The sequence below is a fragment of the Dietzia sp. NPDC055340 genome (assembly GCF_053645335.1).
Map to the genome: position 1 here is coordinate 18,147 of NZ_JBSHML010000021.1, position 14,223 is coordinate 32,369.

Here is a 14,223-nt window from a genome sequence, read left to right on the forward strand (position 1 = left end):
GCTGCGACTCGGCCGTGATCCCGCGGTAAGTGGCTCACGCACAACCTATAAAGCACATCCCGACTTTGAGAGCAGGAATGACATGGCGGAGTTGACGATCTCCTCCGACGAGATCCGCAGCGCGATTGCGAACTACACCTCAACTGTTTCGACCGACGCGACCAAGGAAGAGGTCGGCATTGTCGTCGATACCAGTGACGGTATCGCGCACATCAGCGGCCTTCCCTCGGCGATGGCCAACGAGCTGCTGGAGTTCCCCGGCGGGATCCTCGGCGTCGCGCTGAACCTGGAGGACCGCGAGATCGGTGCGGTCATCCTCGGTAACTTCGACGAGATCGCCCAGGGCCAGGAGGTTCGTCGTACCGGAGACGTTCTCTCCGTGCCCGTCGGGGACGGCTTCCTCGGCCGTGTCGTCAACCCGCTCGGTCAGCCGATCGACGGCCTGGGCGAGATCGAGGCCGAGGGCACCCGCGCCCTCGAGCTCCAGGCGCCCTCGGTGCTCGAGCGTCAGCCCGTCGAGGAGCCGATGCAGACCGGCATCAAGGCCATCGACGCCATGACCCCCATCGGCCGCGGCCAGCGTCAGCTGATCATCGGCGACCGCAAGACCGGGAAGACCGCGGTCTGCATCGACGCCATCCTGAACCAGAAGGCCAACTGGGAGTCCGGCGACAAGACCAAGCAGCTGCGGTGCATCTACGTGGCGATCGGTCAGAAGGGCTCCACCATCGCGGGCGTCAAGGCGACCCTCGAGGAGCACGGCGCGATGGACTACACCACCATCGTGGCCGCCCCGGCCTCCGATTCCGCTGGTTTCAAGTGGCTCGCCCCCTTCACCGGCTCCGCGATCGGGCAGCACTGGATGTACGGCGGCGCCCACGTTCTGGTGGTGTTCGACGACCTGTCCAAGCAGGCCGACGCCTACCGCGCGATCTCGCTGCTGCTGCGCCGCCCGCCGGGTCGTGAGGCCTACCCGGGTGACGTCTTCTACCTGCACTCCCGGCTGCTGGAGCGGTGCGCCAAGCTGTCCGACGAGATGGGTGGCGGGTCGATGACCGGTCTGCCGATCATCGAGACCAAGGCGAACGACGTCTCGGCGTTCATCCCGACCAACGTCATCTCGATCACGGACGGTCAGGTCTTCCTCGAGTCGGATCTGTTCAACCGCGGTGTCCGCCCCGCGGTCAACGTCGGTATCTCCGTCTCGCGAGTCGGTGGCGCCGCGCAGACCAAGGGTATGAAGAAGGTCTCCGGCTCGCTGCGTCTCGACCTCGCCGCGTTCCGTGACCTCGAGTCCTTCGCGACCTTCGCGTCCGATCTCGACGCGGCCTCCAAGGCCCAGCTCGAGCGCGGTCAGCGTCTGGTCGAGATCCTGAAGCAGGACCAGAACTCCCCGGTCTCCGTCGAGGACCAGATCGTCTCGATCTACCTCGCCGGCGAGGGCTTCTACGACAGCGTCCCGGTCGCCGACATCCGTCGCTTCGAGGCCGAGCTGCTGGAGCAGCTGCACCACGGAGCTGCCGACGTGTTCACCCAGATCGACGGCGGGGCGGCTCTGTCCGACGAGTCCAAGGCGACGCTCGAGGCCAAGACGAATGAGTTCAAGGAGGGCTTCGTGGCCTCCGACGGCTCCCGCGTGGTCAACGAGCCCGAGGCCGAGGCACTCTCCGAGGACGAGATCGACCGCGAGACCCTCACGGTCACCAAGAAGAAGGCCTGAGGCCTCGAGATGACAGCCATCCGATTCAAGGGCGAGAGGAGTGTGATCTGAAACCATGGCGAATATGCGTGAACTGCGCGACCGGATCAAGTCCGTCAACTCGACCAAGAAGATCACCAAGGCCCAGGAGCTGATCGCCACGTCGCAGATCTCCAAGGCCCAGGCCCGGGTCGCCGAGGCCCAGCCGTTCGCGGATCAGATCACCGCGATCCTGACCGACCTCGCCAGCGCGTCGTCGGTGCAGCACCGGATGCTCAACGAGCCCGAGAACGCCAAGCGTTCCGCGATCCTCGTCGTGACCTCCGACCGCGGTATGTGCGGTGGTTACAACCACAACGTGCTCAAGGAGGCCTCCGAGCTCATCGCCTTCCTGGAGGGCGAGGGCCGCGAGGTCGATATCTACGTCCTGGGTAACAAGGGCATCGTGTACTACACGTTCCGTGAGATCGCGATCGCGGGCGCGTGGCACGGCCACTCGCAGAAGCCCGACTACCAGGAGGCCCGGCCGGCCTTCCAGCTGCTGTCGACCGCGTTCGCGGCCGGTGGCGAGGGCACCTTCGACGCGTCGGAGTTCCTCGGCGAGGACTACACGGGCGACACCACCCGCAAGGGCGTCGACGAGGTCCATATCGTCTACACCCAGTTCAAGTCGATGCTCACCCAGACGCCGAGGGCTCGTCGTCTGGCCCCGATCGAGACCCAGGTCGAGATCGAGGAGTTGGATCTCGGCGAGGACATGCTGGATACGTCCAGGACCGAGTTCAAGCCCGAGGTCACCTTCGAGCCCGACGCCGACACCCTGCTTGACAACATCCTCCCGAGGTATATGTCGACCCGGGCGTTCGCGTCGCTGCTGGAGTCGGCGGCGTCGGAGTCGGCGGCTCGTCGTACCGCGATGAAGTCCGCCACGGACAACGCGACAGAACTGGTCGAGGGCCTCAGCCGTGAGGCGAACCAGGCCCGCCAGGCACAGATCACCCAGGAAATCAGCGAGATTGTCGGTGGCGCTGGCGCGCTCGCCGCGAGCGCAGGAAGTGACTAAGTAATGACCACAGCTGTTACCGATCAGAGCACGACGGGCACGGCCGGTCTCACCGGCCGGGTCGCCCGCGTCCTGGGTGCGGTCGTCGACGTGGAGTTCCCGCGCGGCGCCCTCCCGGCCCTCTTCAACGCCCTCACCGCGGAGATCACGCTCGAGGCCGTCGCCAAGACCGTCACGTTCGAGGTCGCCCAGCACCTCGGCGACAACATGGTTCGCTGCATCTCGATGCAGTCCACCGATGGTCTCGTCCGTGGCGCCGAGGTCGTGGACTCCGGCAAGCCGATCTCCGTGCCCGTCGGAGACGTCGTCAAGGGCCATGTCTTCAATGCCCTCGGCGACTGCCTCGACGCTCCCGGCACCGGCCGGGACGGCGAGCAGTGGGGCATCCACCGTGAGCCGCCGGCCTTCGACCAGCTCGAGGGTAAGACCGAAATCCTCGAGACCGGTGTGAAGGTCATCGACCTGCTGACCCCGTACGTCAAGGGCGGCAAGATCGGTCTGTTCGGTGGCGCCGGCGTCGGCAAGACCGTTCTGATCCAGGAGATGATCACCCGTATCGCGCGTGAGTTCTCCGGCACGTCGGTGTTCGCCGGCGTCGGTGAGCGTACTCGTGAGGGCACCGACCTCTTCCTCGAGATGGAAGAGATGGGCGTGCTCCAGGACACGGCCCTGGTGTTCGGCCAGATGGACGAGCCGCCGGGGACCCGTATGCGCGTCGCCCTCTCGGCCCTGACGATGGCCGAGTACTTCCGTGACGTGCAGGGCCAGGACGTTCTGCTCTTCGTCGACAACATCTTCCGCTTCACGCAGGCCGGTTCCGAGGTCTCGACCCTTCTCGGTCGCATGCCGTCGGCTGTCGGTTACCAGCCGACCCTGGCGGACGAGATGGGCCAGCTGCAGGAGCGGATCACCTCGACCCGTGGTCGTTCGATCACGTCGCTGCAGGCGATCTACGTCCCCGCGGACGACTACACCGACCCGGCGCCGGCGACCACGTTCGCCCACCTCGACGCGACCACGGAGCTCTCCCGCTCCATCGCCTCGAAGGGCATCTACCCGGCCGTGGATCCGCTGACCTCGACGTCGCGGATCCTGGAGCCCGGCATCGTGGGTGAGAACCACTACCGCGTCGCGCAGGAAGTCATCCGGATCCTCCAGAAGTACAAGGAGCTCCAGGACATCATCGCGATCCTCGGTATGGACGAGCTCTCCGAGGAGGACAAGGTCACCGTCCAGCGTGCCCGCCGCCTCGAGCGCTTCCTGGGTCAGAACTTCCTCGTCGCGGAGAAGTTCACCGGTCAGGTCGGCTCCGTCGTTCCGCTGTCCGAGACCATCGAGGCCTTCGACAAGCTGTGCAAGGGCGAGCTCGATCACCTGCCCGAGCAGGCGTTCAACGGCATCGGCGGTCTCGACGACGTCGAGGCCGCCGCGAAGAAGCTCGCGGGGAAGTGACCGTAGAACATGGCTGCTGACATCGAAGTCGAGTTCGTCACTGTCGAGCGTCGTTTCTGGTCGGGGACCGCGAGCATGGTGGTCGCCAAGACCACCGAGGGCGAGATCGGTATCCAGGCCGGTCACGAGCCGCTGCTCGGCGAGCTGGACACCGGTGGCACCGTGACCGTGTACACCGACGAGGGCAAGAAGGTCGCCGCCGTCGAGGGTGGGTTCCTCTCGGTGACCGCCAACAAGGTGAGTATCCTCGGAGAAGCAGCGGCCTGGTCGGAGTCGATCGACCGTTCGGCCGCGGAGCAGGCGCTTGCGGATGCGGGCGACGACGCCGCCGCCGCAGCCGCTGCTCGGGGCCGTCTTCGCGCCATCGAGAAGGCGGGCGCCTAGCCCCACCAGGTCTCGACCGTCACAACGGCCGCGACCACCGGAAGGAGTTGAACAGATTGACGGCTCCCATCGAGGTTGTCCTCGGTGTCGTCGTCCTGCTCATACTCGCGCCGGTGGTCGCGGCCGTCGTGTATCGGCTGGTGTTCATCCGGCACAACTCCACTTCGGTGCTGACCCGGCAGACGGGTGAGGACACGTGGACCTACGGAGCCGTGCGGTACACGGACGCCGACGTGGCTTTCTATCGCCTGTTCAGCATCCGCTTCACACCGGATGTCCGACTGGACAGGCGCACGCTCGTTCTCGGGCGGCGCCGTCATCCGACGGGCTCGGAACTGGACGTGGCGGAGGCCGGCGAGATGATCGTCCCGTTCTCCGGTCGTGATCGCCGCGACCAGTTGGTCGAGGGCGACATCTGCCTGGGTCCGTCAGCGCTCACCGGGCTCTTGGCGTGGGTCGAGGCCTGCTCGACCGACCAGATACGTTCCAGGCGTCGCAGGCGCTGAATCCCGCTCGTCTCCGGCCACCCGTGCCGAACTCAGGAGGTTTTGTTGCGACTCGTCGTCGCCACCTGCCAGGTCGACTACGTCGGTCGGCTCACCGCCCATCTCCCCATGGCTCCGCGGCTGCTGTTGGTGAAGGCCGACGGATCGGTGAGTGTGCACGCCGATGACCGCGCATACAAGCCGCTCAACTGGATGACCCCGCCGTGCACCCTGAGTGAGCAGGATCATCCCGAGAACGAGGATCACCGCTTGTGGGTGATCGAGAACAAGTCCGGCGAGCAGCTACGCATCACCGTCGCGGAGATCCACCATGAGTCCCAGCACGAACTCGGGGTGGATCCCGGCCTCGTGAAGGACGGTGTCGAGGCTCATCTGCAGGAGCTGCTCGCGGAGCACATCGACACTCTGGGCCGTGGCTACAGCCTGATCCGCCGCGAGTACATGACCGCGATCGGCCCCGTGGACATCCTCGGACGCGACTCCGAGGGCACGACGGTCGCAGTGGAGATCAAGCGCCGCGGCGAGATCGACGGCGTCGAGCAGCTGACGCGCTATCTCGAGCTACTCAATCGTGATCCGCTGCTCGCGCCGGTCAACGGGATCTTCGCCGCGCAGGTGATCAAGCCCCAGGCGCGAACGCTGGCCGAGGACCGAGGTATCCGCTGCGTGACCCTTGATTACGACCGGCTACGCGGAACAGACTCCAACGACCTGCGCCTCTTCTGAGCGGGGTGTGCGGTGCCGAGACGACATCGACGCGCAGCCCGGGATCTACCCGCGCCGAGGCGTGAGGGGCTGGGTGGGGGAGCGATGGAGCCCGGGCCGGCGGGAGATCCGGACGGGTATCACGTACGGAGGATCCCCGGCGCCAGGGCGAGCAAGGACTATCGCTGCCCGGGATGCGACCAGCTGGTGATGTCGGGAACGGCACACGTCGTGGCCTGGCCGGACCGGCCTGGTGGCGACGATGAGCGGCGCCACTGGCATTCGGGATGCTGGAACGGTCGGTCCAGCCGGGGGCTCACCCGTCGCTGGAGTTGAAGCGAGGGGTCTCCGGCAGGGGCTCCTCGTTCGCGACGCCGGCCGGCAGCGGCTCCAGTCGTGCCCGTACAGAGGCCAGCTCGGCCAGGACGTCCTCACGTAGAGCACGGAGGCGCTCGGTGTGTGTCCGGGCGCGGCCCATGATGTCGTTCGCGCGCTGTTCCGCGTCACGCACGATCTCGTCCGCGCGGTCGCGGGCTTCAGACCGGAGCGCCTGGACTGCGCTCCTGGTCGCGGCACGCTGGGCGCGATCCTCGTCGAGGGATTCCTTTCGACGCAGGTTCGACGCTAGTCGGTGGTCCTCGTCGATCTGGTCGCGTCGCCGTGCGGCGACATCGTCCAGTCGCTTCGCCTCGCTCTCGGCCGAGCGGACGATCTCCGCAGCCCGGGCTCGCGCCGCGTCCAACGCCGCGTCGTGCTCGGCGCGGACAGCGTCGTTACGGGTGCGGACGGCGGAGAGCTCGGCTGCCGCCGACTCACGCATCCGCCACGCGTCCTCTTCAGCCTCGTTGAGAATCCGGTCGGCGTCGGAGTGTGCGTTGTCGCGCATCGATGCGGCCTCGGCCGTCGCGAGGGCGAGCATCGTGGACAGACGGTCGGACATCTGCTCGTTCGTCACCGGTGCGCGGCCCAACTCGGCGATCCGCGACTCCAGCTCGTCGACCTTGTCGCGGTGACGCTCGAGTTCCGCGGTGGCACGTTCGGCACGCTCCACCGCGGCGTCACGGTCGGCCCGCAGCAGCTCGGCTTCGGCTTCCAGTCGGGCGAGGGCCGCGGACACCTGTTCGCGGTCGAAGCCCTTCCGGACCACCGCGAAGGGCTGCACGGCCGATTCGGGAGTGTGCGTGCTCGGCATGTCACCACCCTAGCCGCGCAGCCCTCGTCGGCGCTCAGTGCTGATCGGCGGCCGGCTCCACGAGCTCGAGGAGGACACCGCCGGCGTCCTTGGGGTGGACGAAGTTGATGCGGGAGCCGGCGGTTCCGGTCTTCGGGGCCGGGTAGAGCACGCGCACTCCGCGTCCGGTCAGGTGGGCGGTGATCGCGTCGATGTCGGTGACCCGGACGGCCATCTGCTGGATCCCGGGGCCGTTGCGATCCAGGTATTTGGCGATGGTCGAGCTGTCGTCGAGAGGCGCCAGAACCTGGAGCAGGGCGCTGCCCGCGGGGCGGCCGGGGGAGCCGAGCATGGCCTCGCGGACGCCCTGCTCCTCGTTGACCTCCTCGTGGAGGTTCTCCATACCCAGGTTGTCCCGGTACCAGGCCACGGCCGCGTCGAAATCCGGAACCGCGACACCGACGTGATCGATGGCCACGACCAGTTCGGAAGGAAGAAGGGGCTGGCCTGCTGGGGTAGTAGTCATACCTTCCACGCTAGCCGGTCCGGGTCCACGGTAGTTTGGCGTGGATAACCATCACCCCTCGATCGGAAGGTGTCCCATGACCGCCGAGCCCACCCGCACCGTCATCGTCGCCGGTGCACGCACTCCGTTCGGTCGCCTGCAGGGCGGCCTGTCCTCCCTGTCCGCGGCCGAACTCGGCGGCATCGCGATCAACGCCGCCCTCGAGCGTGGCGGCGTCTCCGGTGAGGCCGTCGACCAGGTGATCATGGGGCAGGTGCTCTCCGCCGGAAACGGCCAGATGCCCGCGCGCCAGGCCTCGCTCGCCGCCGGACTCCCGAAGAGCATCGACGCGCTGAGCATCAACAAGATGTGCCTGTCCGGCCTGACGGCGATCGCGTTGGCCGACCAGGCCATCCGGTCCGGCTACTCCGAGGTGGTCGTCGCGGGTGGTCAGGAGTCGATGTCGCAAGCGCCGCACCTCCTGCCCAAGAGCCGGAACGGTTACAAGTACGGCTCGGTAGAGGTCCTCGACCACATGGCGTACGACGGGCTGCACGACGTCCCGACCGACCAGCCTATGGGGGCCCTCACCGAGGCCCGGAATGTCGAGCTGGAGATCACGCGTGAGCACCAGGACGAGTTCGCCGCGATCTCGCACCAGCGCGCCGCCGCCGCCTGGGCCGAGGGACGCTTCGCGGACGAGGTCGTCCCGGTGACCATCAAGGGGCGTAAGGGCGACACGGTCGTGGAGACGGACGAGGGCGTCCGGGCGGATTCCACCGCCGAGTCGATGTCGAAGCTCCGTCCCGCATTCGCCAAGGACGGCACCATCACCGCCGGTTCGTCGTCCCAGATCTCCGACGGCGCGTCGGCTGTGATCGTCACCTCCGCCGCCCGCGCCGAGGCGGAGGGCTGGCCGGTCCTGGCCGAGATCGTCGGCTACGGCACGGTCGCCGGGCCCGACTCGACCCTCCAGCACCAGCCCGCCGACGCGGTGCTGGACGCGTGCGAGCGCGCCGGTGTTGCGGTGTCGGACATCGATCTGTTCGAGTTCAACGAGGCCTTCGCCTCGGTGGGACTGCACTCGACCCGCATGCTGGACCTGGACGCGGACAAGGTGAACGTCAACGGTGGCGCCATCGCCCTCGGCCACCCGATCGGCGTGTCCGGTAACCGCGTCGTCCTCACCCTCGCCATGGAGCTCGCCCGCCGGGGCGGGGGTCTCGGAGCCGCGGCACTCTGCGGCGGCGGCGGCCAGGGAGACGCGCTCCTGATCCGGGTGCCCGCGGCCGGCTGACACCCTGAAGGCGGCGGCGTGGCAGGATCGGAGCCGTGACCAGACCAGGTAACCGTCCCCCGTCCGCCGCCGAGCAGAAGCTCGCGGCGTCGCTTGCCGGCGCCGTCGACCTCTCTGGGCTGAAGAGTCGCGCCGAGGCCCAGCGGGGCGCGGCCGCCGCCGGCCGTGCCCCAGGGCAGCCGGGCGGGGGCGGCGCCGACGGGGCCGGGGCGTCACGGGTGGAGGTGGACGAGGCGACCTTCGAGCAGGAGGTCCTCGTCCGCTCCACCCAGGTCCCGGTCATCATCGAGCTGGTCTCGCAGCGCGCGCCCACGGCGCTGACGGCGCTGCTGGCGGCCCTGGCGGATGAGGCGAACGGGGCCTGGGTCCATGCGACCGTGGACGTGGATGTGGCCCCCGGGATCGCCCAGGCGTTGCAGGCTCGTGCGGTGCCGTCGGTGTTCGCCATCGCGGGCGGCCGTCCGATCGCCGACTTCGAGGGGGAACAGCCCGAGGAGGCGCTCCGCCAGTGGCTCGACGCCGTTCTGCGTGCCACGGAGGGCAAACTGAGCGGACCGGTGCCGGACGCCGATGATCCCGAGGCGGAGGATGAGACGGACCCCGAGCTGGACGCGGCCGAAGAGGCGCTGTCCGAGGGGGACCTGGTCACGGCCGAGGAGCGGTTCTCGGCGCTGGTCGAGGCACGACCCGCGGACCACACGATCGTCGAGGCGCTGAGGTACGTCCAGGCCGGCAGGCGCGTGTCGGAGGAGACGGACACCGCGGAGGGGTCGGTTCCCGCCGCACTGCGGTCGGCGGACCTCATGCTGGTCGCGGCGGAGTACGACTCGGCGTTCTCGGTTCTGACAGATGCGATCAAGGTGCACTTCGGAGATGAGCGCCAGATCCTCCGGACCCGGCTGCTCGAGATCCTCGAGGCACTACCCGCGGACGACCCCCGGGTGCTCGTCGCCCGGCGGGAACTCGCGAGCGCCCTGTACTGACCGAGCCCGGAGCGGTGACCGCCGCCGGGAACCGCCACGCCCCCGAAATCTGGCGTGGTGCGCCCGGGGTCGTGCCGCGATCTAGCCGCTGTGGCGCAGCCACACCGTGGCCCGGGGCCCCACCGCCACGGTCGCCGAGTACGGACGCCCGTGGTGCCCCTGCTCGTACGAGCGCACCCCGCCCAGGTTCCCCACACCGGAGCCCTCGTAGAGCTCGGCGTCGGTGTTGAGGATCTCCTCCCACATACCGGCGGAGGGGAGCCCGATGCGGTAGTCGCGTAGCGGGCTTCCCGAGAAGTTCACGATGCAGGCCAGGGTGTTGCCGGCGTGATCGGTGCGTAGGAACGACAACGTGCTGTTGTCGGCGTCGTTGGCGTCGATCCAGGAGAATCCGGCCGGCTCGTCGTCGAGCACCCACAACCCCGGGTTGTCGGCGTATCCGGCGTTGAGATCGCGTACGCACGCGAGGATGCCGCGGTGGAACTCGCCCTCCCAGCCGTCCAGGTCATCCCAGACGACACCGCGGTCGGCGTCCCATTCGGTGGTCTGGCCGAACTCGAGGCCCTGGAACAGGAGTTTCTTTCCGGGGTGAGCCCACATGTAGGCGTACAGCCCGCGGATACCGGCGGCACGGTCCCATGCGGCACCCGGCATCCGCTCCCACATCGAGCCCTTTCCGTGGACCACCTCGTCGTGGCTCAGCGGCAGGACGAATCGTTCGCTCCAGGCGTACATCATCGAGAAGGTGATCTCGCCGTGGTGGTGCGTCCGGTAGAGGGGGTCCAGCGCCAGGTAGCGCAGGGTGTCGTTCATCCAGCCCATGTTCCACTTCATGGAGAAGCCGAGCCCGCCGGTCCCGGTGGGGGCGGTGACGCCTCCCCACGAGGTCGATTCCTCCGCGATGGTGAGGACCCCGGGATGTGCACGGTGCAGGGTCGCATTGACCTCCTGCAGCAGAGCGATCGCCTCGAGGTTCTCCCGGCCACCGTGCAGATTGGGCTCCCACTGGCCTTCGTCGCGCGAGTAGTCCAGGTAGAGCATCGAGGCGACGGCATCCACGCGCAGCCCGTCGACATGGAACTCCTCGGCCCAGAACAGGGCGTTGGCGACGAGGAAGTTCCGAACCTCGTGTCGGCCGAAGTCGAACACGTACGTGCCCCAGTCCGGTTGCTCGCCCCTCCGTGGATCCGGGTGTTCGTACAGTGGGGTGCCGTCGAAGCGGCCGAGTGACCACTCGTCCTTGGGGAAGTGAGCGGGAACCCAGTCCACCAGCACGCCTATCCCACGCGAGTGGAGGTGGTCGATGACGTAGCGCAGGTCGTCCGGCGATCCGAACCGGCTGGTGGGTGCGTAGTAGGACGACACCTGATAGCCCCACGAGCCACCGAACGGGTGCTCGGCGACGGGCATCAGCTCCACGTGTGTGAAGCCGGTCTCCGCCACGTGGTCGGCCAACTGGTGTGCGAACTCCCTGTAGCCGAGTCCGGGACGCCATGAACCGATGTGCACCTCGAGCACGGCCATCGGCGACCGCGAGTGGTCGCGGGTCGCGCGGGCGGCGATCCACTCGGCGTCGTTCCATTCGTACTCGGAGGTGAACACCCTGGAGGCCGTGGCCGGGGGCACCTCGGTCGCGGAGGCCATCGGATCGGCGTGGTCGACGGTTCCCCCGTCGGCGCCCCGCACGCAGTACTTGTAGTGGGCGCCGTCCCGGACGCCGGGGACGAACAGTTCCCACACCCCGGATGAGCCGATCGACCGCATGGGCAACGCGACGGGATTCCACGCACAGAAGTCGCCCACCACGCTCACACCGCGCGCATTGGGTGCCCACACCGCGAACGAGGTTCCCGTGACGGCCCCGCCGGGGGTGTCGTAGGTGCGGACGTGCGCGCCCAGGACGGTCCACAGCCGCTCGTGCCTGCCCTCACCGATCAGGTGTAGGTCCACGTCGCCGAGCGTCGGCAGGAACCGGTACGCGTCGGCGACGATCCGACTGTGGCCGTCCGGGTACGACACCCGGTAGCGATAGTCGGGGAGGTCGGCATCCGGAAGCGATGCCCCGAACATCCCGTGTCCGAGCGGGGACATGGGCACAGTGCGGCCGTCGACGAGGATCTCCACCGCCACCGCTCCGGGCTGCATCGTGCGGATGACGCTACCGCTGCCGTCCCGGTGCGCGCCGAACACGGAGTGCGGATCGTGATGGGTGCCCGAGCGGAGTCGAGCTAAGGCCTCGTCGGGGAACGGGGCCGGCGCGGGAGTGCCTGCTCCGGCGGCCATGTCGGGCTGAGAGGGTTGCGTCTCGTGGTGCTGTGCCATCGGTGTGCCTCTAATCCACGATGTGCGTGCGGTAGGACAACTCGACCCTACGTGCCGGGTCGCAGGGCGGGACCACGACGATGTGGGCGACCGCCGACCAGGGCTCGAGCCGGACGAAGTTGCTAGATCCCCAGTGGAACTCGGATCCGGTGACCTCGTCGCGGACGCTGAAGCGCGCGTCGGCCGGGTAGCCCATCGCCTCCATGTCGAGCGTCAGCGTGCCCTCCTGCGCGCCCTGCGAGTCGAGGGAGACCACCGTGAGGACGCAGTCCCCGGTGGCCGGGTCCAGCTTGGAGTAGGCGACCATCTGATCGTTGTCCACGGCGTGGAAGCGGAGGGTCCGCAACTGCTGTAGAGCCGGATGGTCGCGGCGGATGCGGTTGAGTGTCCGGATCCATGGCGCGAGCGACTGGCCGGCGTTCTCGGCAGCGGCGAAGTCCCGGGGCCGGAGCTCGTACTTCTCGGAGTCCATGTACTCCTCGCTGCCCGCGGCGACGGGCTGCCACTCATAGAGTTCGAAGCCGGAGTAGACACCCCACGCGGGGGAGAGGGTGGCCGCGAGTGCCGCCCGGATGGCGAACATCGCCGGGCCGCCCCGCTGCAGGGATTCGTGGAGGATGTCCGGGGTGTTGGTGAACATGTTGGGGCGCGCCTCGTCGACATGCTCGAGAAGCTGTTCGCAGAACTCCACGAGCTCGGCCTTGGTGGTCTTCCAGGTGAAGTAGGTGTACGACTGCGAGAAGCCGCGCCGGGCCAGGCCGAAGAGGCGGGCCGGCCGGGTGAAGGCCTCGGACAGGAACAGCACGTCCGGCTCGGTCCGCTTGACCTCGCTGATGAGCCGGTGCCAGAAGTCGCCCGGCTTGGTGTGGGGGTTGTCCACGCGGAAGATGCGGACCCCGAGTGCGGTCCAGTGACGGACGACCCGCAGGACCTCGGCGAAGATGCCCTCGGGATCGAGGTCGAAGTTGATCGGGTAGATGTCCTGGTACTTCTTAGGTGGGTTCTCGGCGTAGGCGATGTGTCCGTCCGGCAGGACCGTGAACCACTCCGGGTGGGCCTGCGCCCACGGATGGTCGGGCGCGCACTGCAGCGCCAGGTCGAGGGCTATCTCGACCCCGCGTTCAGCCGAGTACTCGACGAGGTCACGGAAGTCGTCGATCGTGCCGAGGTCGGGAAGGACGCGATCGTGACCCCCCTCGGAGGAGCCGATCGCCCACGGGGAACCGACATCGTCAGCCTCCGGGGTGAGCGTGTTGTTGCGGCCCTTCCGGTTGACCCTCCCGATCGGATGTATCGGGGGCAGGTACGCCACATCGAAGCCGAGGTCGGCGGCGTGGTCGATGGCCGAACGCGAGGTGCGGAACGTCCCGTGCACGGGACGACCATCCGAGTCGCGACCGCCGGTCGACCGGGGGAAGAACTCGTACCACGAACTGAACTGGGCCGCGCGCCGGTCGACCCACACGCGATGGGTCCGCCCGACCGTGACGAGCTCGCGGACCGGGTCGGTGGCCAGGGCTTCTGCGACCGGCCCGGAGAGAGCGGTCGCGGTGCGGGCGCCCGCGTCTCCGCGGCCCCGCAGATCGGCCGCAGCGCGGGTCAGTAGTCCGGAGTGGTCGGAACGGCCGGCTGCCGTGGCGCGCCCGATCGCGGTGTCGAGGACGCGGGCGCCGACTTCCAGCTCGTTGCCGAGCTCGTCCGCGTCCTGCCCGGCCGCCATCTTCTTGACGATGCCGCTGCGCCAGGTGGCGAAGGGATCGGACCACGCCTCGACGCGGAACGACCACATCCCGGGCGAGTCGGTCAGCAGGAGTGCGTGCATGGTGTCGGGCTCGGTACCGGGCACCATCGTGGTGCGGGTGGCGGCACCGCCCGGACGACGGACGACCACCGTGGCCGACAGCGCGTCGTGGCCCTCGCGCCACACCACGGCCGAGATCGGCAGCACCTCGCCCACAACGGACTTGGAGGGGAACCTCCCGCATGCGACGAGGGGGAGGACCTCGTCGATGGCCAGACGGTCGTTCACGTCGGTGCTCCTCTCGGCTGCTGAACCGCCATGGCGGGCGGCGTTACCCCCTCGACGCTAGCGAAGGCGGGGCGTTCCGGGAGCCGGGTCACCTCCGGTTCATCTGT

The 14,223-nt window shown here is 68.3% G+C and carries 13 protein-coding genes; 9 read left to right on the forward strand and 4 right to left on the reverse strand.

Annotation, left to right across the window (positions count from 1 at the left end; all coding sequences use genetic code 11):
• Positions 1–82: 82 nt before the first annotated feature.
• The 7 genes from atpA to ACWIFB_RS14600 are packed head-to-tail and all read left to right on the forward strand — an operon-like array spanning position 83 to position 6,145.
• Positions 83–1,720, forward strand: coding sequence for a F0F1 ATP synthase subunit alpha (gene atpA / locus ACWIFB_RS14570; protein ID WP_452099977.1), 1,638 nt, complete (start codon positions 83–85; stop codon positions 1,718–1,720).
• A 55-nt stretch (positions 1,721–1,775) separates the two neighbouring features.
• Positions 1,776–2,762 carry a F0F1 ATP synthase subunit gamma gene (locus ACWIFB_RS14575; RefSeq protein ID WP_454058640.1) on the forward strand — a complete coding sequence of 329 codons (987 nt, stop codon included), beginning with the start codon at positions 1,776–1,778 and terminating at the stop codon, positions 2,760–2,762.
• A gap of 3 nt (positions 2,763–2,765) precedes the next feature.
• A complete protein-coding gene (gene atpD / locus ACWIFB_RS14580) occupies positions 2,766–4,214 on the forward strand; it encodes a F0F1 ATP synthase subunit beta (RefSeq protein ID WP_452099975.1) in 1,449 nt (482 codons plus the stop codon).
• Between the two features lie 9 nt (positions 4,215–4,223).
• A complete protein-coding gene (locus ACWIFB_RS14585) occupies positions 4,224–4,598 on the forward strand; it encodes a F0F1 ATP synthase subunit epsilon (RefSeq protein WP_230930371.1) in 375 nt (124 codons plus the stop codon).
• Between the two features lie 56 nt (positions 4,599–4,654).
• A complete protein-coding gene (locus ACWIFB_RS14590; RefSeq protein ID WP_454058641.1) occupies positions 4,655–5,104 on the forward strand; it encodes a DUF2550 family protein in 450 nt (149 codons plus the stop codon).
• A 45-nt stretch (positions 5,105–5,149) separates the two neighbouring features.
• Positions 5,150–5,830, forward strand: a complete 681-nt coding sequence (nucS, locus tag ACWIFB_RS14595; protein WP_454058642.1) for an endonuclease NucS — start codon at positions 5,150–5,152, stop codon at positions 5,828–5,830.
• Between the two features lie 12 nt (positions 5,831–5,842).
• Positions 5,843–6,145, forward strand: a complete 303-nt coding sequence (locus tag ACWIFB_RS14600; RefSeq protein ID WP_452099973.1) for an ATP/GTP-binding protein — start codon at positions 5,843–5,845, stop codon at positions 6,143–6,145.
• Here the strand turns inward: ACWIFB_RS14600 and ACWIFB_RS14605 are convergent.
• Both ACWIFB_RS14605 and mce read right to left on the reverse strand, forming a co-directional pair.
• A complete protein-coding gene (locus tag ACWIFB_RS14605; protein ID WP_452099972.1) occupies positions 6,126–7,001 on the reverse strand; it encodes a hypothetical protein in 876 nt (291 codons plus the stop codon). The two genes, ACWIFB_RS14600 and ACWIFB_RS14605, sit on opposite strands and share 20 nt — an antisense overlap.
• A 34-nt stretch (positions 7,002–7,035) precedes the next feature.
• Positions 7,036–7,506 carry a methylmalonyl-CoA epimerase gene (gene mce / locus ACWIFB_RS14610; protein ID WP_452099971.1) on the reverse strand — a complete coding sequence of 157 codons (471 nt, stop codon included), beginning with the start codon at positions 7,504–7,506 and terminating at the stop codon, positions 7,036–7,038.
• A 76-nt stretch (positions 7,507–7,582) separates the two neighbouring features.
• Between mce and ACWIFB_RS14615 the strand changes: the two genes are divergently transcribed.
• Positions 7,583–8,782 carry an acetyl-CoA C-acetyltransferase gene (locus tag ACWIFB_RS14615; protein ID WP_230928683.1) on the forward strand — a complete coding sequence of 400 codons (1,200 nt, stop codon included), beginning with the start codon at positions 7,583–7,585 and terminating at the stop codon, positions 8,780–8,782.
• A 35-nt stretch (positions 8,783–8,817) separates the two neighbouring features.
• Positions 8,818–9,765 (forward strand): tetratricopeptide repeat protein, encoded by a 948-nt coding sequence (locus tag ACWIFB_RS14620; RefSeq protein WP_454058643.1) that lies wholly within the window; start codon positions 8,818–8,820, stop codon positions 9,763–9,765.
• Between the two features lie 81 nt (positions 9,766–9,846).
• Here ACWIFB_RS14620 and glgB read toward each other — a convergent pair whose 3' ends face one another.
• Together glgB and ACWIFB_RS14630 are read right to left on the reverse strand one after the other, a co-directional pair.
• Positions 9,847–12,048 carry a 1,4-alpha-glucan branching protein GlgB gene (glgB, locus tag ACWIFB_RS14625; RefSeq protein ID WP_454058657.1) on the reverse strand — a complete coding sequence of 734 codons (2,202 nt, stop codon included), beginning with the start codon at positions 12,046–12,048 and terminating at the stop codon, positions 9,847–9,849.
• Between the two features lie 49 nt (positions 12,049–12,097).
• Positions 12,098–14,116 carry a maltotransferase domain-containing protein gene (locus ACWIFB_RS14630; protein WP_454058644.1) on the reverse strand — a complete coding sequence of 673 codons (2,019 nt, stop codon included), beginning with the start codon at positions 14,114–14,116 and terminating at the stop codon, positions 12,098–12,100.
• Between the last annotated feature and the right edge of the window lie 107 nt (positions 14,117–14,223).

Excerpts from the sequence above, each read along its gene's own strand:
- atpA (WP_452099977.1), top strand. The coding sequence starts at position 83 with ATGGCGGAGTTGACGATCTCCTCCGACGAGATCCGCAGCGCGATTGCG.
- ACWIFB_RS14575 (WP_454058640.1), top strand. The coding sequence starts at position 1,776 with ATGGCGAATATGCGTGAACTGCGCGACCGGATCAAGTCCGTCAACTCG.
- atpD (WP_452099975.1), top strand. The coding sequence starts at position 2,766 with ATGACCACAGCTGTTACCGATCAGAGCACGACGGGCACGGCCGGTCTC.
- ACWIFB_RS14585 (WP_230930371.1), top strand. The coding sequence starts at position 4,224 with ATGGCTGCTGACATCGAAGTCGAGTTCGTCACTGTCGAGCGTCGTTTC.
- ACWIFB_RS14605 (WP_452099972.1), bottom strand. The coding sequence starts at position 7,001 with ATGCCGAGCACGCACACTCCCGAATCGGCCGTGCAGCCCTTCGCGGTG.
- mce (WP_452099971.1), bottom strand. The coding sequence starts at position 7,506 with ATGACTACTACCCCAGCAGGCCAGCCCCTTCTTCCTTCCGAACTGGTC.
- ACWIFB_RS14615 (WP_230928683.1), top strand. The coding sequence starts at position 7,583 with ATGACCGCCGAGCCCACCCGCACCGTCATCGTCGCCGGTGCACGCACT.
- glgB (WP_454058657.1), bottom strand. The coding sequence starts at position 12,048 with ATGGCCGCCGGAGCAGGCACTCCCGCGCCGGCCCCGTTCCCCGACGAG.